Annotated in this window: 17 protein-coding genes, 1 tRNA gene and 1 pseudogene; 3 read left to right on the top strand and 16 right to left on the bottom strand. The window is 61.9% G+C overall.

Features of this window, described 5'->3' with window-relative positions; translation table 11 throughout:
- Nucleotides 1-91: 91 nt before the first annotated feature.
- Nucleotides 92-178: transfer RNA gene (locus DQ405_RS15910), tRNA-Leu, on the top strand.
- A gap of 184 nt (nt 179-362) precedes the next feature.
- Here the strand turns inward: DQ405_RS15910 and DQ405_RS15905 are convergent.
- The 11 genes and pseudogenes from DQ405_RS15905 to DQ405_RS15855 form a co-directional block, all read right to left on the bottom strand.
- The gene (locus DQ405_RS15905) at nt 363-1658 is read right to left on the bottom strand and encodes an adenylosuccinate synthase (protein WP_168425123.1); all 1296 of its coding nucleotides are present in this window, start codon (nt 1656-1658) and stop codon (nt 363-365) included.
- A gap of 87 nt (nt 1659-1745) precedes the next feature.
- A pseudogene (locus DQ405_RS15900) lies at nt 1746-2934 on the bottom strand (ATP phosphoribosyltransferase regulatory subunit).
- A 279-nt stretch (nt 2935-3213) separates the two neighbouring features.
- Nucleotides 3214-4086 carry a protease modulator HflC gene (gene hflC / locus DQ405_RS15895; RefSeq protein WP_168425122.1) on the bottom strand — a complete coding sequence of 291 codons (873 nt, stop codon included), beginning with the start codon at nt 4084-4086 and terminating at the stop codon, nt 3214-3216.
- A complete protein-coding gene (gene hflK, locus DQ405_RS15890) occupies nt 4086-5267 on the bottom strand; it encodes an FtsH protease activity modulator HflK (protein WP_168425121.1) in 1182 nt (393 codons plus the stop codon). Before hflK ends, hflC begins: the two co-directional genes overlap by 1 nt.
- A gap of 98 nt (nt 5268-5365) precedes the next feature.
- Nucleotides 5366-6667, bottom strand: coding sequence for a ribosome rescue GTPase HflX (gene hflX, locus DQ405_RS15885; protein WP_168425120.1), 1302 nt, complete (start codon nt 6665-6667; stop codon nt 5366-5368).
- 12 nt (nt 6668-6679) lie between these two features.
- Nucleotides 6680-6934: an RNA chaperone Hfq gene (gene hfq / locus DQ405_RS15880; RefSeq protein ID WP_168425119.1), complete on the bottom strand. Its 255-nt coding sequence runs from the start codon at nt 6932-6934 to the stop codon at nt 6680-6682.
- Between the two features lie 89 nt (nt 6935-7023).
- A complete protein-coding gene (miaA, locus tag DQ405_RS15875; protein ID WP_168425118.1) occupies nt 7024-7995 on the bottom strand; it encodes a tRNA (adenosine(37)-N6)-dimethylallyltransferase MiaA in 972 nt (323 codons plus the stop codon).
- 77 nt (nt 7996-8072) lie between these two features.
- Nucleotides 8073-9950 carry a DNA mismatch repair endonuclease MutL gene (gene mutL, locus DQ405_RS15870; RefSeq protein ID WP_168425117.1) on the bottom strand — a complete coding sequence of 626 codons (1878 nt, stop codon included), beginning with the start codon at nt 9948-9950 and terminating at the stop codon, nt 8073-8075.
- On the bottom strand, nt 9947-11362 hold the full coding sequence (locus DQ405_RS15865) for an N-acetylmuramoyl-L-alanine amidase (RefSeq protein WP_168425180.1): 1416 nt from the start codon (nt 11360-11362) through the stop codon (nt 9947-9949). Before DQ405_RS15865 ends, mutL begins: the two co-directional genes overlap by 4 nt.
- Nucleotides 11363-11379: 17 nt before the next feature.
- The gene (tsaE, locus tag DQ405_RS15860) at nt 11380-11850 is read right to left on the bottom strand and encodes a tRNA (adenosine(37)-N6)-threonylcarbamoyltransferase complex ATPase subunit type 1 TsaE (RefSeq protein ID WP_168425116.1); all 471 of its coding nucleotides are present in this window, start codon (nt 11848-11850) and stop codon (nt 11380-11382) included.
- The gene (locus tag DQ405_RS15855; protein WP_168425115.1) at nt 11838-13337 is read right to left on the bottom strand and encodes an NAD(P)H-hydrate dehydratase; all 1500 of its coding nucleotides are present in this window, start codon (nt 13335-13337) and stop codon (nt 11838-11840) included. Before DQ405_RS15855 ends, tsaE begins: the two co-directional genes overlap by 13 nt.
- A 171-nt stretch (nt 13338-13508) precedes the next feature.
- Here DQ405_RS15855 and queG point away from each other — a divergent pair, with 171 nt between their 5' ends.
- Both queG and DQ405_RS15845 read left to right on the top strand, forming a co-directional pair.
- Nucleotides 13509-14582, top strand: a complete 1074-nt coding sequence (queG, locus tag DQ405_RS15850; RefSeq protein WP_168425114.1) for a tRNA epoxyqueuosine(34) reductase QueG — start codon at nt 13509-13511, stop codon at nt 14580-14582.
- A gap of 178 nt (nt 14583-14760) precedes the next feature.
- On the top strand, nt 14761-15909 hold the full coding sequence (locus tag DQ405_RS15845; RefSeq protein ID WP_168425113.1) for an aldose epimerase family protein: 1149 nt from the start codon (nt 14761-14763) through the stop codon (nt 15907-15909).
- Between the two features lie 272 nt (nt 15910-16181).
- On the opposite strand, the gene dgoD is transcribed toward DQ405_RS15845, so the two are convergent.
- The 5 genes from dgoD to araG are packed head-to-tail and all read right to left on the bottom strand — an operon-like array spanning nt 16182 to nt 21471.
- On the bottom strand, nt 16182-17330 hold the full coding sequence (gene dgoD / locus DQ405_RS15840) for a galactonate dehydratase (protein WP_168425112.1): 1149 nt from the start codon (nt 17328-17330) through the stop codon (nt 16182-16184).
- Nucleotides 17331-17350: 20 nt separating this feature from the next.
- Nucleotides 17351-17974, bottom strand: coding sequence for a 2-dehydro-3-deoxy-6-phosphogalactonate aldolase (locus tag DQ405_RS15835; protein ID WP_168425111.1), 624 nt, complete (start codon nt 17972-17974; stop codon nt 17351-17353).
- Nucleotides 17949-18929 (bottom strand): 2-dehydro-3-deoxygalactonokinase, encoded by a 981-nt coding sequence (locus DQ405_RS15830; RefSeq protein WP_168425110.1) that lies wholly within the window; start codon nt 18927-18929, stop codon nt 17949-17951. The genes DQ405_RS15835 and DQ405_RS15830 overlap by 26 nt, the downstream gene beginning before the upstream one ends.
- Nucleotides 18930-18966: 37 nt before the next feature.
- Nucleotides 18967-19935, bottom strand: a complete 969-nt coding sequence (gene araH / locus DQ405_RS15825) for an L-arabinose ABC transporter permease AraH (protein WP_168425109.1) — start codon at nt 19933-19935, stop codon at nt 18967-18969.
- 21 nt (nt 19936-19956) lie between these two features.
- On the bottom strand, nt 19957-21471 hold the full coding sequence (gene araG / locus DQ405_RS15820; protein WP_168425108.1) for an L-arabinose ABC transporter ATP-binding protein AraG: 1515 nt from the start codon (nt 21469-21471) through the stop codon (nt 19957-19959).
- Nucleotides 21472-21532: the final 61 nt, after the last annotated feature.

Below are 21532 nucleotides of genomic sequence, written 5' to 3'. Positions count from 1 at the left end.
AATTCTTGCCGATGGCGAGAGTCTCATAGACACGAGGTTTGTCGGCCTCGACCAGCAATCGACATAAGTCGGTGAGCAATCATCGCAATGTGCCCAGGTGGCGGAATTGGTAGACGCACTAGGTTCAGGTCCTAGCGATGGCAACATCGTGGAAGTTCGAGTCTTCTCCTGGGCACCACTTTTCAGAAAAAACCGAGCCACTGGCTCGGTTTTTTCGTTTCCGCACGCAAAGAAAACGCTTCGGCAGCGCTAGTTAACCGGACGTTTAGATTGCCAGCCCGCTGCGCGCAGCCTGCCACTCAGCGCGCCCAGCCGGAACGAAAAGACCGCCCGAAGGCGGTCCATTTTCGTTGCCGTGATAATCAGGCGTAAGGATGACGCAGCACGATGGTCTCGTTGCGATCAGGGCCAGTGGAAATGATATCGACCGGCGCCTCAACGAGCTCTTCGATGCGCTTGATATAGGCGCGGGCGTTCGCCGGCAGCGCATCGAGCGACTTGACGCCAACGGTGGACTCGCTCCAGCCAGCCAGCTCTTCATAAACCGGCTGCAACCCCTGATAGCTGTCTGCGTCGGTCGGCGCGTCAACCAGCGTTTCTCCGTTCCGATCTTTGTACGCCACGCAGATACGGATAGTTTCCAGGCCGTCAAGCACATCCAGCTTGGTCAGGCAGATCCCCGACACACTGTTGATCTCGATGGCGCGACGCAGGATGACTGCGTCGAACCAGCCACAGCGCCGCGCCCGACCCGTTGTAGACCCGAATTCGTGGCCACGCTCAGCCAGGCGAGCCCCCACATCATCGAACAGCTCCGTCGGAAACGGACCGGAACCGACGCGCGTCGTGTAGGCCTTGGTAATGCCGAGGATGTAGTCCAGATACAGCGGGCCGAAACCAGAACCGGTAGCCGTGCCGCCAGCCGTGGTACTGGAACTTGTGACATACGGATAAGTACCGTGATCGATATCCAGCAACGAGCCCTGGGCGCCTTCGAACATGATGCGCGCGCCCTGCTTGCGCAATTCATGCAGGCGAGCCGAAACGTCAGTCATCATCGGCTTGAGGATCTCGGCATAACCCAGCGCTTCATCCAATGTCTTCTGGAAATCGACCGGCTCGACTTTATAGAAATTCTGCAGGATGAAATTGTGATATTCGAGCAGCTCACGCAGCTTGACGGCAAAGCGTTCGGGATTGAACAGATCACCAATTCTAAGTCCGCGGCGCGCTACCTTGTCCTCGTAAGCCGGACCGATACCGCGTCCCGTGGTGCCGATTTTGCCTTCGGAGCGAGATGCTTCGCGGGCCTGATCCAGAGCCACGTGATACGGCAGAATCAGTGTACAGGCGGGACTGATGCGCAGACGCTCACGCACCGGCACACCCTTTTCTTCCAGCTTGGCGATCTCGCGCATCAGCGCGTCTGGCGCCACGACCACACCGTTGCCGATCAGACACTGCACGTTTTCGCGCAGGATCCCGGACGGAATCAGATGTAGCACGGTTTTTTCGCCATCGATGACCAGAGTGTGACCGGCATTGTGGCCGCCCTGGAAACGAACCACGGCCGCCGCCTGGTCGGTCAGCAGATCGACGATCTTGCCCTTGCCCTCATCACCCCATTGGGTGCCCAGGACCACGACATTCTTACCCATAAACCTTTGTCCTCTTGGCGAAGCATACCGGTCACGACCGGCGAAAAAATCTGGAAAACCAACCTGGCGCAGACAGCGAAACCCGCTTCAGCGGGCCAGGGGCGCTACGACCCAGGAACCTTCTTGCAATAGCAGCTGCCGGTCGCAGCCAACGCTCAGCGCCGCATCGCCCTGCTGCCCATCCAGAGCTTGCACCACGCGCTCGCCCTGCTCACGCAGCCGGCATACCACCTGCCATAAGGCCGGATCGGTACTGTACGGCGCCCAGATACCCACGACGGGAGCCACGAGCTGGGCATTGCCCAGGCTGACCAGGGTTTTCAGATCCGTTGAAAAGCCGGTCGCCGGTCGCGCCCGCACCAAAGTCCGCGCCAATGTCGTCATACCGACCGCCCTGAGCGATCGACTGCCCAACGCCCGGCACGAACACCGCGAACACAACACCGGTGTGGTAGTGATAACCACGCAGCTCACCCAGATCGAAATACAGCGGCAGCTGCGGATACCGCGCCGCCAGCTGATCGGCGATATGGACCAAGCCTTCGAGCGACTCGAGTACTGTAGCCGGCGCGCCGGCCAGCGCTGTACGCGCCGCATCGAGCGTCTCGCGCCCACCGCAAAGCCTCGCCAGCGCGCGTAACATGTCTGCCAGGGCCGGCTCGATGTCGGCTGTCAGAACGGAAATTTCATCCATCGCCTTACGCTGCAGCGCATCGAACAGCCGCTGCTCGGCATTCCCAGACAGGCCGGCGGCCCGCGCCAACCCGCGATAGATACCGACGTGCCCGAGGTCCATGTGCACATCAGGCACATCGGCGAGACCGAGGGTTTCCAGCATCAGACAGATCACCTCTATATCGCTGGAGGTGCTGCCATCGCCGTAAAGCTCTGCACCGAGCTGAATCGGGCTGCGCGAAGTGGCGAGCGCCTGGGGCTTGGCGTGCAGCACGCTACCGGCATAGCACAGCCGGCTGGGGCCTTCCCGGCGTAAGGTGTGGGCGTCCACGCGCGCAACCTGCGGCGTGATATCCGCGCGCAAGCCCATCTGTCTGCCCGACAACGGATCGATGACCTTGAAGGTCTTGAGATCAAGATCCTGCCCCGCACCAGTGAGCAGCGATTCGAGAAACTCTACATGAGGGGTGATGACCAACTCATAGCCCCAGCACTGGAACAGATCCAGCACGCGACGTCGTGCGGTCTCGATACGCGCCGCCTCGGGCGGCAGCACCTCTTCGATGCCATCTGGCAGGAGCCAGCGGTCTACCGTTGCCATTTCGCAATCACCTCTCGATACGGCAAGCCTAGTCAAGCAGACGAACACCGGAGCCACAGCCTGAGCCGCCCACCGGTCGCGCGCGATTGTGTTCGAACCATGGCGACAGCGCCATGCCCCGTAAGGGGATCAGCATGACTGGCCATGCCCGGATCCGCCTGCGACCCACCGGGACACAGACGCAAAAAAGCCGGGTTTTCCCCGGCTCGCGGATCATAGCAATGTTTCGCCAACGGGTCACCCGGCGGACGACATCGTCCGGCCGGATGACCCTTGCGCTCACTGCGCTGTTGAGGATTCCAGATAGCGGAAGAAGTCGCTATTCGGATCCAACACCAGCACATCTTCCTTGTTGGCAAAGCTTTCGCGATAGGCCTGCAGGCTGCGATGGAAGGAATAGAACTCGCGATCCTGGCCGTACGCCGCAGCATAGATCGCTGCCGCCTGCGCATCACCATCACCGCGCAACTCCTCGGCCTCACGGAACGCCTCAGCCAGCAGCACACGACGCTGACGATCGGCATCGGCGCGAATACCCTCGGCCAATTCCTTACCTTTCGCCCGGTGCTCACGCGCTTCGCGCTCACGCTCGGAGCTCATACGCTCGAACACGCTGCGATTCACCTCGCGAGGAAGATCAATGCCCTTGACACGAACATCGACCACTTCGATACCGAGCTCCTGCTGCGCTGCCCGATTCAAGCTGTTGGTCACCAGACTCATCAGCTCGTCGCGCTGACCTGACACGGATTCGTGCAAGGTTCGCTTACCGAACTGATCTCGCAGTGCAGCCTCCAGACGACGCGCAAGACGCTCGTCTGCAATCTGCTTCATACCTGAAGTCGCGGTATAGAAACGCTCGGCATCATCCACACGCCACTTGGCATAGGAGTCGACCATCAGCGCCTTCTTTTCCAACGTCAGGAACCGCGACGTGGTGGTGTCGAGCGTCATAAGACGGGCATCGAACTTGCGCACGCTGTTCACGTAAGGAATTTTCAAATGAAGACCCGGCTTCACGTCCGGCTCGACGATACGACCGAAGCGCAGCATTACCGCACGCTCTGTCTGGGAGACGATGTAGAAGCTATTCCACAACACGATCGCCAGCACCACACCCACAATCAGGGCGGTCAGGGACTTATTGCTCATCAGCGGACCTCCCTTGTACGCACTTCGCGTGGATCCAGCTCAGGAGGCAACCGCGTGGTCTGAGTCGAAGAACTCGACGCGGATGCCGCCGCAGAACGCTCGGAAGCAGCGCCACGGCTGTTGATCATCTTGTCCAGCGGTAGATAGAGCAGGTTGTTCTGTCCCTTCTCGCCAGTTACGAGGACCTTGCTGGTATTGCTCATCACTTCCTGCATAGTCTCCATGTACAGGCGCTCACGCGTCACGTCGGGTGCCTTTCGGTACTCGGCAACCAGCTTGGTGAAGCGATCCGCCTCGCCCTGTGCCCGTGAAATCACCGCATCACGGTAGCCGCTTGCCTCCTCCAACATGCGCTGAGCCTGACCGCGCGCCTCGGGAATGACGCCATTGGCATAAGATTCGGCCTGATTCTTCTCGCGCTGTTCGTCTTCACGAGCACGGATCACGTCATCGAAAGCTTCCTGTACCTCGCGGGGCGCTGCGGCGCTCTGAAGGTTGACCTGCGTGACGATGATGCCGGTGCCGTAGTTGTCGAGGAAGCGCTGCAGGCGCTCCTTGACCTCGCCAGCCATGGCTTCACGGCCTTCGGTCAGCACCTGGTCCATGGCGGTTGAGCCCACCACATGACGCACCGCACTGTCGGTCGCGTGCTGCAACGATGCTTCTGGATCATCGACATTGAGCACAAAGGCCTGCAAGTCGCTGATCTTGTACTGCACCGTCAATGGCACTTCGATGATGTTCTCGTCTTCGGTAAGCATTTGCCCCTGCTTGCTGTAGGAGCGCTCACGAGTGACGTTGGCCTGGAACTTACGATCGAACGGCGGGAAATATATATTCAAACCCGGCCCTACGGTTTCGTGATATTTGCCGAAGCGCAACACCACAGCCTGTTCCTGCTCATCAACGATATAGATCGCGTTGAACAGCCAAACGGCGAGCAGCAGCACCAGACCGATCCAGAGCAGCCCGAACCCGCCACGCCGGCCGGCACCACCACCTGACGACCCACCACTGCGCTTCTTGCCGCCAAACATGCCGTTGAGGCTGTCCTGTAATTTGCGGAAAGCCTCATCCAGGTCCGGCGGACCCTTCTGATCGCCACCACCGCGACGACCACCGCCACCGCTACCCCAAGGATCCTGGTTGTTCGAGTTGCCACCCGGCTCATTCCAAGCCATAGCGCTCTCCATTCAAATAAAGCTAAAGACGCGCCAACGGCGCGCCCGCCAATGCTACCGAAAGCCCGGAACGAACGGCTTAAAAGCCCCCCCGAGCTTTATTGCAAAGTGTGTTGCTCGAAAAACTGTTCCACCTCGATACCCGCGCGACTAATCAGACGATGCAGTTCGACACGCTGCAATCGCACATCAAGCAGGCTGCCACCCTCTTCATCATGAGACTCGGACTGAACCGCACCCAACTCGAAGAGCTGCGCCCGCAGTCGCCCGAGGTTTTGAGGGAGCCGAAGCGTTCCCACGAACAAATCGTTACCAAGCAGTTCGGCGATCGCCTGCTTCAGCAGATCGAGACCCAACCCCTGCTGCGCCGATACCCAGACCCGCTGCGGCACGCCATCGGCGTTACGCTGAATTTGCGGCTCGATACCTTCCAGCAGATCTACCTTATTGAAGACCTCCAAGATCGGCAGCTCGTGTGCACCGATCTCAGTCAACACCGCCAAGACCTGCTCAATCTGTTGATCACGCTCGGGCTCGTGAGCATCGATGATATGCAACAGCAGATCGGCATTGCTCGACTCTTCGAGCGTCGCCCGGAACGACTCAACCAGCTTATGCGGAAGATGACGAATGAAACCCACTGTATCGGCGAGCACCACCGGCCCGAGGTCATTCAGCTCCAGGCGACGCAAGGTTGGATCAAGCGTGGCGAACAGCTGGTTGGCGGCGTAAACGTCAGATTCGGTCAGGGCATTGAACAGCGTAGACTTGCCAGCGTTCGTGTAGCCCACCAGGGAAATCAGCGGAATGTCGGCACGCCGCCGACCCCGACGGGCCTGTTCACGCTGACCGCGAACCTTTTCCAGGCGTTGTTTGATTTGCCGAATACGCACTCGCAGCAGGCGCCGATCGGTTTCCAGCTGAGTTTCACCCGGGCCGCGCAGACCGATACCACCCTTCTGCCGCTCAAGGTGGGTCCAACCACGTACCAGGCGCGTGCTCATATGCTCCAACTGGGCCAACTCAACCTGCAACTTGCCCTCATGGGTACGCGCACGCTGAGCAAAGATATCCAGGATCAGGCCGGTTCGATCAAGCACGCGACATTCGAGCGCTCGCTCGAGGTTACGCTCCTGACTAGGCGTCAGTGTGTGATTGAAGATGACCAGCTCGACCTCGCCATCCTTGACGAGATCATGCAGTTCTTCGACTTTGCCGCTGCCGATCAAAAACTTGGCGGAAGGTTGATGCCTGGCGATATTGACGAAGCCAACGGTTTCGGCGCCGGCTGATCGTGCCAACTCCCGAAACTCCTGAGGGTCTTCACGCGCCGCTGGATCCTGGCCATCCAGATGAACCAGGATGGCCCGCTCACCGCCACCGGGACGTTCGAAGAACAAAGAACGCCCCCTTTAGTCGTTACCCGACTCGGACTGCTCTGCATCACCTGTGGCAGGCAGGCGTACCGGACGGCCAGGAACGACAGTCGAAATGGCGTGCTTGTAGACCATCTGGCTGACCGTGTTCTTCAAGAGAATGACGAATTGGTCGAATGACTCGATCTGTCCCTGGAGCTTGATGCCATTGACCAGGTAGATGGAAACCGGAACGCGTTCCTTACGCAATGTGTTCAGGTAAGGGTCTTGTAGCGAATGCCCTTTTGACATGTGCCGCACTCCTTAAAGGATCTTTTCATTAATTTTTAGAATCAAACACGGCCGTTCAATGATTGAGGATAGCCGGTCAAATTACAGTGTCAGCTCAATATGGTGAGCCTCTCCAAGTATTTCAATGCTCGCGGCAGATTGTCGCAGGCCGAGCTTTCCAGCCAGTGAACCCCCTCCCATCCCCGCAGCCAGGTCATTTGACGCTTGGCCAGCTGTCGAGTAGCGATGACGCCGCGCTGCACCATCTCGTCCCGCGAATAGGCGCCGTCCAGGTAACTCCAGACCTGGCGATAGCCTACGGAACGCATGGAGGGCAGCTCGGGATGCAGATCGCCACGCCCACGGAGTTTTTCGACCTCTTCGACAAAGCCCTGTTCAACCATCGCCACGAAGCGCTGTTCGATACGCTGATGCAAGACCTGTCGCTGCGCGGGCGCAACGGACAACTGGGCGACAGTATAAGGCAAGACGCCGCCGTCTGGCGTGCCCGCTACGGCTTTTTGCATCCGTTGCCGAACGCGGTGCTCGCTCATGCTGATACCGCTGACACGGTAAACCTCTAGCGCCCTGATCAGACGCTGAGGATCGTTGGGGTGAATCCGCGCCGCAGACTCCGGATCGACCTCGGCCAGCCGCCGATGGAGCACTCCCAACCCTTCGGTCTGCGCCTGTGACACCAACTCGGCGCGCATAGCGGGATCGGCCGGAGGCATATCGGCTAGACCCTCGATCAACGCCTTGAAGTAGAGCATGGTCCCGCCAACCAACAACGGAATGCGCCCCGCAGCGGTAATGTCAGACATCGCCGCCAGCGCGTCGTCGACAAACTCCGCAGCCGAGTAGCTTTGCGCCGGGTCACGGATATCGATCAGCCGATGCGGAAATTCCTGAAGCACTTCGGCCGGTGGTTTGGCGGTGCCGATATCCATCCCCCGATACACCAAGGCCGAATCGACGCTGATCAGATCACAGGGCAGCGCGCGCGCAAGCTCCAGCGCCAGATCGGTCTTGCCTGCGGCTGTGGGACCCATGAGAAAAATGGCGGGCGGTAATCGGGTCATCGACGGCTCGAAAGTAAGGTGGTTCGGGTATGCGGCATGAAATCGATGCGGCAATGGGGCGATCCGCCTATGGGAGGCTAACGCCCCCTGAGAAACAGCTTATCCAGATCCCCCATACCCATCTGGGTCCAGGTCGGGCGGCCGTGGTTGCACTGGCCACTGCGCTCGGTTTGCTCCATATCGCGTAGCAGGCCGTTCATTTCCGGCAGCGTCAGGCGTCGGTTGGCACGAATTGCTCCGTGGCACGCCATAGTGCCAAGCAACTCATTGAGATGCGCCTGAATCCGGTCACTGGTGCCGTATTCCAGAAGGTCGGCGAGCACATCCTGTACCAGTCGCGTCGCCTCGGCCTGTTTGAGCAAAGAAGGAATTTGGCGAATGGCCAGACTTTCCGGTCCCAGACGTTGCAGCTCGAAACCGAGCATTTTGAACCAATGGGCGTGCTCCTCGGCACAGTCCGCCTCGCGCTGAGCGACCGCGATCGACTCGGGCACCAGCAATGGTTGTCCGCGCAGCCCTTCGCTGGCCATCGCGGCTTTCAGCCGTTCATACATGATCCGCTCATGAGCGGCATGCATATCCACCAGCACCAGGCCGTGCGCATTCTCGGCAAGGATGTAAATCCCCTTGAGCTGGGCCAGCGCATAGCCCAGGGGCGGAACGTCGTGCCGGCTCTCCGGCAACGCGGCCGGACCGACTTCAGCGAGCGGGGAGAAGAACTCGCGATAAGCGCCCTGCACTTCCCCGACATTGCCTGTCGGCATTGACCGAGGGGCCTGATAGCCGGCACCTGACCCACGCCAGGCCGGCTGTTCGACCTGAGGTTGTTCGAGCACGCTGGCGGCAAGGCTCATTTCGTTCTGCCCGGCGAATTCTCCGGCGGCGATACCACTGGCCTGGGTGACTGGCGTCATGCTGGCCGGCGCCGCCAACTGATCTTCCGGGCGTACATCGCCTAGTGCACGATGGAGCGTGCCGTAAAGAAAGTCGTGGACCATGCGGTTGTCGCGGAAACGGACCTCATGCTTGGTCGGATGAACATTAACGTCCACCACTGCCGGATCCACATCGAGGAACAGCACGAAGGTCGGATGCCGGCCGTTGAACAACACGTCGCGATAGGCCTGGCGCACTGCATGGGCGACCAGCTTGTCACGCACCATGCGCCCATTGACGTAAAAATATTGCAGGTCCGCCTGGCTGCGTGAAAATGTCGGCAGACCGACCCAGCCCCAGAGGTGCAGACCGTTGCGTTCGATTTCCACCGGCAGTGCCTGCTCGAGAAATGCCGGACCGCACACCGAAGCCACACGCCGCGCCCTCGATGCGGCATCGCTGGCTTGATGCAAGGCGAACACCACCTTGCCGTTGTGCCGCAGATGAAACGCCACATCGAAGCGCGCCAGCGCCAACCGCTTGATCACTTCCTGCAGATGATCGAATTCGGTCTTCTCGGTGCGCAAAAACTTGCGCCGGGCCGGTGTGTTGAAGAACAGATCGCGCACCTCGACCGACGAGCCCACCGGATGCGCCGCGGGCTGCACCCGCGCCGCCATGTCCCGGCCTTCGGTTTCCACCTGCCAGGCCTCGGCGGCATCGGCAGTGCGCGAGGTCAGTGTCAGCCGCGACACCGAGCTGATCGACGCCAGCGCCTCGCCACGGAAGCCCAGGCTCATTACCCGCTCGAGATCTTCCAGGTCACGGATCTTGCTGGTTGCATGCCGAGCCAGGGCCAGCGGCAGGTCGTCGGCCGGAATGCCGCAGCCATTGTCGCGAACGCGCAGCAGCTTGATCCCGCCCTGCTCGACATCCACCTCGATACGGTCGGCGCCGGAGTCGAGACTGTTCTCCAACAGCTCCTTGATCACCGAAGCAGGCCGTTCGACTACTTCTCCGGCGGCGATCTGGTTCGCCAGCCGCGGGCTGAGCAGCTGGATACGCGCCGCTTCGGTCATGGCTGCGATGCCAGGGTGGTAGCGGGAATGTTCAGCGTCTGACCGACCTTGATCGTGTCACCTTTCAGACTGTTGGCGTTGCGCAATGCGAGCAGGCTGATCTGATAACGCTCGGCGAGCAGGGCCAGGCTTTCGCCAGAACGGACCACGTGCTCACGAGGCACGCTGGCGATCTTGCCGGAATCCCGCAGCCAAGCGACGTAGGTGCCAGGCGGCGGGTTCTCGTGGAAAAACTGCCGAACGCCGCTGTGAATCGAGCGCGCCAGCGACTGTTGATGGGATGCGGTTTGCAGCTTGCGCGCCTCTGACGGATTGGAGATGAATCCGGTTTCCACCAGGATCGATGGGATGTCTGGAGATTTCAGTACCATGAACCCCGCCTGCTCCACGCGGCTCTTGTGCAGTGGGGTAATGCGGCCCATGTTGCTCAGTACTTTCTGCCCGACATTGAGGCTGGACGACAATGACGCAGTCATCGATAGATCCAGCAGCACGCCGGCCAGCATCTGGTCCTTGTCACCGAGGCTGACATTACCGGCACCGCCGATCAGATCAGAACGGTTTTCGCTGTCAGCCAGCCATCGTGCGGTTTCCGAGGTAGCGCCGCGGTCCGACAACGCAAACACCGAGGCTCCATAAGCGGCCGAACGCGGAGCCGCGTCGGCATGTATCGAGACGAACAGGTCGGCACCCTTCTTGCGCGCGATCTCGGTGCGTTTGCGCAGCGGGATGAAGTAATCACCGGTCCGCACCAGCTCGGCACGAAAACCCTTTTCGGCATTGATCTGGCGTTGCAGCTCCTTGGAAATCTGCAGCACGACCCCTTTCTCATAGACCTTGCCCGGGCCGATCGCGCCCGGGTCCTCGCCACCATGACCGGCGTCGATGGCAATGACGATGTCTCGCTTGCTGCTTGGTAGCGGCGGCAGTTTCAGCGCAGGCAGGGTCGGCGACACGGGCGCAGCGGGAGTACTTGGCGTGACAGTCGCCGGGACTTCGGCGCCGCTGGAAGGGTCGGCACCTTCATCGAACAGATCGACCACGAGTCGATGGCCGTACTGCTGATTGGGCGTCAGGGTAAAACTCTTGGGTGTCACCTGCGCAGAGAGATCAATGACCACTCGCAATGTATCGGCGTCGAACTTTGCCGCACGCAGGCCGGAGATGGGGGTGTTTTTCAGCGGGAGCTGTTCGAACGGCTTCGGCAGATTGCCGCCGTCGACGTCGATGACGATGCGGTCCGGCGCCGTCAGGGTGAAGACGTTGTGCTGAACCGGACCGGAAAGATCAAATACCAGACGAGTGTTGTCCGGCGCCCGCCACAAACGCACGCTCTGCACGTCGGAAGCAGCCAGGACCTGTACCGAGGCAAGCATTAATGCCAAACCACTTACTAGCGCGCGCATGCGCATACCCAACCCCATGATTTTCATTGATTAGCGATGGTCAGGATGGAACACCAGCCTTCACCGCGCTCGCCTCGTGGCGTCAGGCGCAGCATACGACCGGCCCCGTGCGGCGTAATGGTAATGTCCAGGTCAGCCTTTGGCAAAATGCCGGCGCCACGTTCCGGCCACTCTACCAGGCACAAGGCATCCCCTTCGAAATAGTCGCGAATGCCGAGAAATTCCAGTTCCTCCGGATCGACAAGCCGGTACAGATCGAAATGAAAGACCCGCGCGTCGGGCATTTCGTAGGGTTCGACCAGGGTAAAGGTCGGGCTTTTGACCTTGCCCTCATGACCGAAACCGCGAATCAGCCCGCGCGAGAGCGTGGTCTTGCCTGCCCCGAGGTCCCCGTGAAGGTAGATCACGCCCCGACCACCGGTCGCCTGGGCGATGCGCGCGCCAAGCGCGAGCATGGCGTCTTCGTCGGCTGCGAAAAGCGTTACCTGCGGCATGGTGATTGCTCCTCGAGCAACTGGCGGATGGCTGGAATCAGATCGGCGGCTGCCAACCCGCGCCCGCCCTCGCCGGTATTTTCGCCGGCAACGGCATGCAGCCATACCGCCAGACAGGCCGCATCGAACGGCGCCAACCCCTGCGCCAACAATGCTCCAGCAACACCCGCGAGGACATCACCAAGACCGGCGCTGGCCATCGCCGGGTGACCGCGGCTACACAAAGCTAAGCGGCCATCACGGTCGGCAATCAATGTTCCCGCGCCCTTGAGCAGTACCGTGCAACCGTAGCGACCCGCCAACTTCCGCGCCGCCGCAGGGCGATCGGCCTGGACCTCCGCAACGGACGCATCCAGCAATCTCGCAGCCTCCCCCGGATGCGGTGTCAGCAGACAGCCAGCCGGCAAGTCGACCGCACCGGCGGCGAGCAGATTCAACGCATCGGCGTCCCATACCTGCGGCACCTGACATTGCGGTGCAAGCGACAGCAGGCTACGCCCCCAGGGCGCCTGCCCTAGGCCTGGACCGATGACCAGCACATCGGCACGCCGGGTCAACTCGGTCAGTGCATAGGTAGACTCAACACCGCTGCACATGATCTCCGGGCGCCGTACCAGCGCCGCCGTCACGTGCTCAGGCCGGGTTGCCAGCGTGACCATGCCGGCCCCGCAGCGCAACGCAGCCTCAGCGCTGAGCAATGCCGCACCGCCGGTGCCGAGATCGCCACCGATCACCAGTACCTGACCGAAGCTGCCCTTGTGCGCCGTCGGCGAACGGGGCGTTACTACCGGAAGATTTGCTTCACTGAGGCGCTCGATACCGGGCTCGACTAAATCGAGGATGGCGGCGTCGGCCTGTAGATCGTCGAATGCCAGCTCACCGACTCGGTCCGGCCCTTCGCCAGTGAACAACCCGACTTTGAGGCCGATGAAAGACACCGTAAGGTCGGCGCGCACCGCATGGCCGAGCACGCGCCCGGTATCGGCGCAAAGGCCGGACGGCAGATCGACCGCCAGGACTGGCAACGCGCTTTCGTTCATCGCGCGAATAGCACTGGCATAAGGCTCGCGCACCTCGCCGGCAATTCCGGTACCGAGCAGCGCATCGACCAGCACGCCGTGCAGTTTGGCCTTCGTCGACCATTTCGCCGGCGTCACGCCAGCTTCCTTGCACTCAGCGAACGCTTGCGCGGCATCGCCTTGCAAGTGCTGCGGATCGCCCACCGCAAGCACCTGAACCTGACGGCCGGCACGCTGCGCCAACGCCGCGATGAGATAGCCGTCCCCGGCGTTGTTGCCCCGCCCTGCCAGCACGGTGATTCGTTGCTCGTCAGGCCAACGTCTGCGCAGTGCACGCCAGGCAGCATGGGCCGCGCGCTGCATCAGTTCGAAGCCGGGAGTGCCGGCGGCGATCAGGCGAGCATCGATATCTCGTACCTGGGTGGCGGTATATAAAGCAGTAGGCAAGGTATCGGTGGTCTGAGACATGAATCACCCGAGCGAATATCTGGCAGAATTATACGCATGCGCCTGCCGAGCCGCCCGCGGCGCGTCGAGATTCACGCGTTTCAGGCGCATGGTGGCAGTCGATCGGCGCAACTTGCCGAATAGACACCTTCACCCCGCAATCAACGCCGCAACGCCCGACGACCCAAATCCATGCCCAGCACATCACTCGACCCAGCCGCTCTTGCCGACTCCATCAAGGAATGGGGCCGCGAGCTTGGCTTCCAGCAGGTCGGCATTACCGGCGTCGATCTGGGTGAGCATGAGGCGCACCTCGAGCGCTGGCTGGCTGCGGGCTATCAGGGCGAGATGGACTATATGGCTGCCCACGGCAGCAAACGTTCCCATCCAGAGCAGCTGGTGCCGGGCACCCTGCGGGTCATCTCGCTGCGCATGGATTACCTGCCGGGCGATACACGCATGACCGAGCGCCTGGCGCAGCCGGAGAAGGCCTATGTGTCGCGCTATGCGCTGGGCCGCGACTATCACAAGCTAATCCGCAAACGATTGCAGCAACTGGCCGAGCGCATCCAGCAGGTGATCGGCCCCTTCGGCTTCCGTGCGTTCGTCGACAGCGCGCCGGTACTGGAGAAGGCCGTGGCGCAGCAGGCTGGCCTTGGCTGGATCGGCAAGAACACCCTGGTGCTCAACCGAAAGGCTGGCAGCTGGTTCTTCCTCGGCGAACTCTTCGTCGACATCGCCCTGCCCGTCGACGAGCCCACAGCACGCGATCACTGTGGCAGCTGCCACGCCTGCCTGGACATCTGCCCCACCGAAGCCTTTGTCGGCGATCGCGTGCTGGATGCGCGGCGTTGCATCTCTTACCTGACCATTGAACTCAAGGGTCCGATCCCCGTGGAGCTGCGACCGAAGATCGGCAACCGCGTGTTCGGCTGCGATGATTGCCAGATCGTCTGTCCCTGGAACCGCTTCGCGCGCCCGACCGGGCAAACCGATTTTCAGCCGCGCCATAGCCTGGACAACGCCGAACTGGCGGCGCTGTTTCGCTGGACCGAAGAGGAATTCCTCAACCGCACCGAAGGTTCGCCGCTGCGCCGGACGGGCTACCAGAACTGGTTGCGCAACCTGGCCGTCGGGCTGGGCAACGCGCCGTCCAGCATTCCCGTGCTGGAAGCGCTGGAGGCGCGCCGCGAGGATCCGTCCGAGCTGGTGCGTGAGCACGTCGAATGGGCATTGGCGCAGCATGAGGCCCGCCAGCACAGCTGAACCTTCCGCGTCTTTTTAGGCCCGGAAGACATACCGATTCGCGTATCGCAGAGACCGCAATTCGTATTGGGAGGGAATGGCTCGGCTGTCTAGGCTTTAGCCGGCGCAACGCCGTCAGACCTTTCGACCTTGGCGCCGTGCATCCACGCAAAAAACAACAACAATGTCAGGTGAAGCCATGCAACCCAGATTGCTACTCAACGGAATTGCCCTGTCTCTCATGATCAGCACATTCGGCGCCCAGGCCGCGGGCCTGTCCAACCAGCACGGCAGCTTCGGCAAGATGCCGGACGGCACGCCCATCGAAAAGTACACATTGAAAAACAGCCAGGGGATCGAGGCGGTGGTGATCACCTACGGTGGCGTGCTGCAGTCGCTCATGGTGCCAGACAAAAACGGCAAGCTCGACGACATCGTGCTCGGCTTCGATGATGTCGACGGCTATATCGAGAACGGCAATGTCTACTTCGGCGCCACCATAGGTCGCTTCGGCAATCGCATCGCCGATGGCCGCTTCGAACTCGACGGCACGACCTACCAGATTCCACAGAACGATGGCAGCAACGCCCTGCATGGCGGACCCGAGGGCTTCGACAAGCGAGTCTGGAAGGCCAAACCCGCAGACGAGGACGGATGGGTCGGCGTCGAGCTGAGCTACGTGTCGCCCGATGGCGAGATGGGGTTCCCCGGCACCATGACCACCCACGTGACCTACAGCCTCAACGAAGACAACGAGCTGCGCATCCAGTACCGCGCCACCACCGACAAACCCACGGTGCTCAACCTGACCAACCACAGCTACTTCAACCTCGCCGGGGCCGGCAGCTCGAGCGTGCTGGATCAGGTCGCGACGCTGCACGCCTCGCGCTACACGCCGGTCACCGAGAAGCTCATCCCCACCGGCGAGCTGGCCGAGGTGAAGGGCACGCCGATGGATTTCCTTCAGCCGACTCGCTTCGGTGAGCACATAAAGGATGACCATCAGCAGCTGAAATTCGCCGAGGCCAAGGCCGGCGGCTTCGATTTCAACTGGGTGCTGGATACCGATGGCGACCTGAGCAAGCTGGCCACCGAAGTGCACGACCCCGCCTCCGGGCGACGGCTGCTGATGTACACCACCGAGCCCGGTGTGCAGCTCTATACCGGCAACTTCCTCGACGGCAGCATCAAGGGCAAAGGCGGCAAGGCGTACCCGCACTGGAGTGCCTTCACCCTGGAAACACAGCATTACCCGGACTCGCCCAATCAGCCGGACTTCCCGAGCACGCGCCTCGACCCGGGCGAGACCTACACCCAGACCACTATCTACAAATTTCCCAAGCCCTGACGCGGAAGGCCCCGCAAGGGGCCTTCAGGCTGTAACGAGCCTCGCGGTTGGCGAGGTCGTTTTTAGCAGCCGCTTTGCTTGCAGCACGGTTGGTTTCATAGACCGTTGTGGATCCGAACCAGCGTTCGCCGCGGGGCGCGCCTCCTACAGCGGTTCGGTGCGCACTGGCCGCTTTTGTGGGAGGCCCGCCTCGGGGCGAAGCTTTTGGCTCTTGCTGCAGCCTACGGGCCCGTGAGGCCTGCCGTGCGCCTGACCACAACCATGTCGCCGCCCTACCACTCGGCCAAGCTGCCGTCGGCGTGGCGCCAGATCGGGTTGCGCCAGCGATGGCCAATGCGCGCCTGCTCCAGCACGTAGGCCTCGTTGATCTCGATACCCAGCCCTGGCCCGTTGGGAATTGTTACGAAGCCATCCTGGTACTCAAACACCTCGCGATTGCTGATGTAATCGAGCAGGTCGTTGCCCTGGTTGTAGTGGATGCCCAGGCTCTGCTCCTGAATGAAGGCGTTGTAACAGACGCCATCCAGTTGTAGGCACGCCGCCAATGCGATCGGCCCGAGCGGGCAATGCAACGCCAGCGCGACATCATAGGCCTCGGCCATGCTGGCGATTTTGCGCGTCTCGGTGATGCCACCGGCGTGCGAGATGTCCGGCTGGATGATGTCCACGTAGCCTTCAGCGAGGATGCGCTTGAAATCCCAACGCGAGTACAACCGCTCGCCCAATGCGATCGGTGCGCAGGACAGCGGCGCTAATTCCTTCAGCGCCTCGTAATTTTCGCTGAGCACCGGCTCCTCGATGAACATTGGCCGATACGGCTCGAGCTCCTTGATCAGGATCTTCGCCATCGGTTTATGCACACGACCGTGGAAATCCACGCCGATACCGATCTCGCTGCCCACGGCCTCGCGCACGGCGGCCATGTTCGCCAGCACCGCATCGACCTTGGCGTGGCTGTCGACGAACTGCATTTCCTCGCTGGCATTCATCTTTACCGCACTGAAACCGCGCGCCACCGCATCGCGAGCCGCGCTGGCGGTATCCGCCGGGCGATCGCCGCCAATCCAGGAATAGACGCGGATGCGCTCGCGCACGCGCCCGCCGAGCAGCTCACTGACCGAAATCCCGAGCGCCTTGCCCTTTATGTCCCACAGCGCCTGATCGATGCCGGCAATAGCACTCATGTGCACGGGTCCGCCGCGGTAGAAGCCGCCGCGGTACATCACGGTCCAGAGGTCTTCGATGTTGCGTGGATCGCGACCAACAAGGTAGTCGGACAGCTCCTCCACGGCAGCGGCAACGCTATGTGCGCGGCCCTCGACCACAGGTTCGCCCCAGCCGGTGATGCCTTCGTCGGTATCGATTTTCAGAAACAGCCAGCGTGGCGGCACGACCAGCGTAGTAAGGCGGGTTATTTTCATCGCAAGCCTCTCGGAAGTAATCAGCCCAACGCCGCGTGGCGGGCCTGAATGAAGGATCGCGCCCGGCGACCGACCTCGGGGGCGGGCAGGCCTGGCGAATAGAGCGCCGAGCCAAGGCCGAAACCGGCCGCCCCGGCGTGGAGATAAGGGGCCATGCTGTCCGGCGTGATACCGCCCACCGGCAGCAATGCCGTGCCGGCCGGCAGCACGGTCAGCCAGGCTTTCATGGCACCGATGCCGATCTGCTCGGCCGGAAACAATTTGAGCGCGTCGGCCCCTGCCGCCAGTACGGAAAAAGCTTCGCTGGGCGTGGCGACACCGGGCGTGCAATACAGCCCGGCGATCTTGGCGGCGCGCACCACCTCGACATCGCCATGCGGCATGACGATCAACTGTCCGCCCGCTTCGCGCACGTCCAGCACCTGCCTATCTGTGAGCACGGTGCCGGCCCCAACCAGGCAGTCTGCGGGCAGGCTCCGCCGCATCAGTTCGATGCTACGCAGCGGCTGCGGCGAGTTGAGCGGCACCTCGATGATCCGCATGCCCGCGGCATAGAGCGCGCCGCCCACCGTCTCGGCCTCCTCGGGACGTAGGCCTCGAAGAATCGCGATCAACCCGTTAATGGCCAGCGTCCTGTCGAACATCGCGTTCTCCCGTGGCTTGAGCGGCGACCAGGCCGGCGCCTGCGGCAATTTTCCAGAGCCCCGCCGCCGTGGCTTCCGGCGCGAAACGCAGCGATTCGAACCCGAAATATTCCAGGGCCCACAGATAGCGGGCACACAGCGTCGAATTGCCAATGAGGACGATCGGCTGGGACGGCGGCAGTTGCAGCCCGGACGTCATGGCAGCCAGCTCATGACCGATGAGCAGCCCGGACAGGTAATCGGCCTGAGCCGAGCCGCTAAGTTCTCCGGTCAGCACCAGGGTGCGGCTGCTGAAGATGGTCGACAACGGGCCACCTTGCCCTTCGTTTGATCTGGCCACGCGCAGGCCCCGCTCGAAAGCCGCAGCGTTAAAGGCGTCACCGATCACCGCCGTGCGACCGAGAATGGTGTGGCCGAGCAGCGCTTGATAGACCTCTCCGGTCATGAACGTCTGGAACTGGCTGAGCTGGCCATCTTCAACCATCACCCACTTGCTATGGCTGCCGGGCAGGCCGATCAGCAACGGCCCCGCGTGATCGGCGTCGCCGTCGAACAAGCCGAACACCTGCGTTTCCTCGCCGCGCATAACATTGGGCAGGGCACCACGCTGAATCACACCCGGCACCAGCCACAGCGGCATACCTTGGGAGCGGTGAATCGGTAGCAGCGCCGTACCCAACCCGTCAGCGCCAAGCGGCGCCTCGACATAGCTGACCTGGCGCCAGCCCTGCGCGCTGCCGATCATGCCGCAGGCAATCATCGGCACCGCCGGACCCGACCGCTGCCAGTCGCCACAGGCTTGGTCCAGCGCGCGTTCGAAGTCGGCCTCGCTGCCATCGAGCTGCATGACGCCTAACGGCAGGCTGCGTTCTTCCAGCGTTTCGCCAGCCGCACCGAGCCGATAAGCGCGCAATGAACTAGTGCCCCAGTCCAACGCTATCAGGTGTGTATTCACGGATTCTCCAGCGCGCCGGCACGCGACGCGAACGGGTTCAGCGCTGCTTCAGCCGATCGATGATCACCGCGATCAGCAGGATCGTGCCGCGGATGACGTACTGATAGAAGGTGTCGATGTTCTTCAGGTTCATCGCGTTCTCGATAATCGCCAGGATCAACACCCCCGCGATCACGTGGCGAATCATGCCGATGCCACCACTGAGCGACACGCCACCCAGCACGCAAGCGGAGATCACCGTCAGCTCGAATCCCTGACCGATCATCGGCTGCCCGGACGTCATCCGCGACGCCAGCACCACACCGGCCAGCGCACCGATCAGGCCGTGCACGGCAAAGATGATGATCTTGGTGCGATCGACATGGACCCCGGCCAGCAGCGCTGCTTCCTGATTGCCGCCGATGGCCATGGTGTTGCGGCCGTAGGTGGTGTAGTTGAGCAGCCAGCCAAAGAAGGCGAAGCACACAAGAGTGATCAGAATGGGCACCGGCACACCGAACAGGCTGCCGTTGCCGAACAGAAAGAACTCCTCCTGCATCACCCCCACGGCTTTACCGTTGGAAAAGATGTACGCCAGTCCGCGGACGATCTGCATCGTCGCCAGCGTGGCGATCAGCGCATTGATACGCAGCTTCGCGATCACGATGCCGTTAACCAGCCCGACCACCAGCCCCATCGCCAGCGCCGCCGAGACGCCGAGGAAGACGCTTTCGGTATCGCGCATCACCACTGCCGCCACCACACCGGCGCAGGCGATCACCGACCCGACCGACAGATCGAAGTGCCCGGATGCCAGGCAGAACAGCATGGTGCAGGCGGCAATGCCGACGGTCGAGATCGCCAACCCGAGCCCGCGCATGTTCAGCGGCGAGAGGAAGTTCTCGATGAAGATCGCCGACAGCACGAAGATGCCGAGCGCGGCCAATACCATGACCCAGTCATCAAGGAAACGGCGCATATTGAGGCCCTGCCGCGGCGCGGACAGAGCGTTCTGTTGAGCAGACATAAAGCACCTCATCATTGTTGTTCAGCCGCGCGAACGCGGGAGTGCCAGTTGCAGCAGGTGGGACTCATCGGCCTGATCTCGAGGGAGCTCGCCAGTGATCGCGCCTTCGCTCATCACCAAAATACGGTCAGAGATACCGATGACTTCCATCAGATCGCTGGACACGACGATCACCGCGATACCGCTCGCCGCGAGGTCATGAATGATCTGGTAGATCTCGGCCTTGGCGCCGATGTCGATGCCGCGGGTGGGCTCGTCGAGCAGCAGCACCTTCATCGGCATCGACAGCCAGCGACCGAGAATCACCTTCTGCTGGTTGCCGCCGGAGAGGTAGACGATCTGCTGATCCGGCGATGGCGTCTTGATGTTCAGCGCGCGAATCTGTCGGTCGGCGTTCTCACGTTCCCAGCGGCCTGGCACCAGGCAACCCAGGCGCGCGTTGCGGCTGCGCGCGCCGATATTGATGTTCTCCGCCACGCTGGCCAGCGGCACGATGCCTTCTTTCTTGCGGTCTTCGGGACAGAGCAGAATGCCTGCGGCGATGGCATCGCGCGCCGACTTCAGCTTCAGCGGTTGCCCATCGAGCTGCACCGTACCGGCCTTGTGCGGAGCAAGCCCGGCAAGCAAGCGCAACAGCTCGGTACGCCCAGCACCGACCAGGCCGAAAAAGCCGAGGACCTCGCCACGGCTGACCGAGAAGCTCACCGGCTCCTGCAAACCGTGGCCAAGCAGACCCTCGACGCGCAAGGCCTCGCCTTGCTGCTCGCGCGGACGGTAGTTGTAGATGTCCTGGATATCGCGCCCGACCATGCAGGTCACCAGCGCGTCATGGGTCAGCTCGCTCATATCGTCGAAGGTGCAGACGAAGCGGCCGTCCTTGAACACCGTGACCGCGTCGCAGATACGGAAGATCTCTTCCATCCGGTGCGAGACGTAAAGCACCACTCGCCCCTCGTCCCGCAGCCGGCCGATGATCGTCATCAGCCGCTCGATTTCCCGCGCCGAGAGGCTGCTGGTTGGCTCGTCGAAGGCGATCACATGGGCGTTGCGCGACATCGCCTTGGCGATTTCCACCAGCTGGCGCTGCCCCAGCGACAGGCTGCCCAGGCGTGCAGACGGATCGATCTCGTCGGCCAGTCCCTTGAGCAGTTCACGCGCCTGACGCAGCATCGCCCTCCGGTTCACCAGCCCGAAGCGCGAAGGCATGTGCCCGAGCATCAGGTTTTCGGCCACGCTCATTTCCGGCACCAGATGCAGCTCCTGGTGGATCACCGCGACACCGCTGGCGATGCTTTCCCCGGCGGAGCGAAATGCCAGTGTGCGCGCACCGATCTGCAGATCGCCGCTGCTCGGCTGATAGGCGCCGCCGAGAATTTTCAGCAGCGTTGACTTACCAGCGCCGTTCTCACCCATCAGGGCGTGAACGGTGCCGGGCCGGGCTTCGAAGCTGATTTCCGACAGCGCACGCACGCCGGGGAAGTTCTTGCCGATGCCGCTGAAACGCAGGCTGTCGCCCGAATTGACTTGTTGAAGCATGGAGCGTCTCCACCCTCGCCCGTTTGACCGGGCGAGTTCGATACTGAAATCGACCTGAGAT

Source organism: Pseudomonas sp. SST3 (assembly GCF_003325755.1).
This window is presented reverse-complemented; position numbering and strand designations above follow the sequence as displayed.

Coding starts and splice junctions, on each gene's coding strand:
- araH (WP_168425109.1), bottom strand. CDS start 19,935: ATGTCTGCTCAACAGAACGCTCTGTCCGCGCCGCGGCAGGGCCTCAAT.
- queG (WP_168425114.1), top strand. CDS start 13,509: ATGCCCAGCACATCACTCGACCCAGCCGCTCTTGCCGACTCCATCAAG.
- mutL (WP_168425117.1), bottom strand. CDS start 9,950: ATGACCGAAGCGGCGCGTATCCAGCTGCTCAGCCCGCGGCTGGCGAAC.
- DQ405_RS15865 (WP_168425180.1), bottom strand. CDS start 11,362: ATGCGCATGCGCGCGCTAGTAAGTGGTTTGGCATTAATGCTTGCCTCG.
- miaA (WP_168425118.1), bottom strand. CDS start 7,995: ATGACCCGATTACCGCCCGCCATTTTTCTCATGGGTCCCACAGCCGCA.
- DQ405_RS15905 (WP_168425123.1), bottom strand. CDS start 1,658: ATGGGTAAGAATGTCGTGGTCCTGGGCACCCAATGGGGTGATGAGGGC.
- araG (WP_168425108.1), bottom strand. CDS start 21,471: ATGCTTCAACAAGTCAATTCGGGCGACAGCCTGCGTTTCAGCGGCATC.
- tsaE (WP_168425116.1), bottom strand. CDS start 11,850: ATGCCGCAGGTAACGCTTTTCGCAGCCGACGAAGACGCCATGCTCGCG.
- hfq (WP_168425119.1), bottom strand. CDS start 6,934: ATGTCAAAAGGGCATTCGCTACAAGACCCTTACCTGAACACATTGCGT.
- hflK (WP_168425121.1), bottom strand. CDS start 5,267: ATGGCTTGGAATGAGCCGGGTGGCAACTCGAACAACCAGGATCCTTGG.
- DQ405_RS15845 (WP_168425113.1), top strand. CDS start 14,761: ATGCAACCCAGATTGCTACTCAACGGAATTGCCCTGTCTCTCATGATC.
- DQ405_RS15855 (WP_168425115.1), bottom strand. CDS start 13,337: ATGTCTCAGACCACCGATACCTTGCCTACTGCTTTATATACCGCCACC.
- hflC (WP_168425122.1), bottom strand. CDS start 4,086: ATGAGCAATAAGTCCCTGACCGCCCTGATTGTGGGTGTGGTGCTGGCG.
- DQ405_RS15835 (WP_168425111.1), bottom strand. CDS start 17,974: ATGTTCGACAGGACGCTGGCCATTAACGGGTTGATCGCGATTCTTCGA.
- dgoD (WP_168425112.1), bottom strand. CDS start 17,330: ATGAAAATAACCCGCCTTACTACGCTGGTCGTGCCGCCACGCTGGCTG.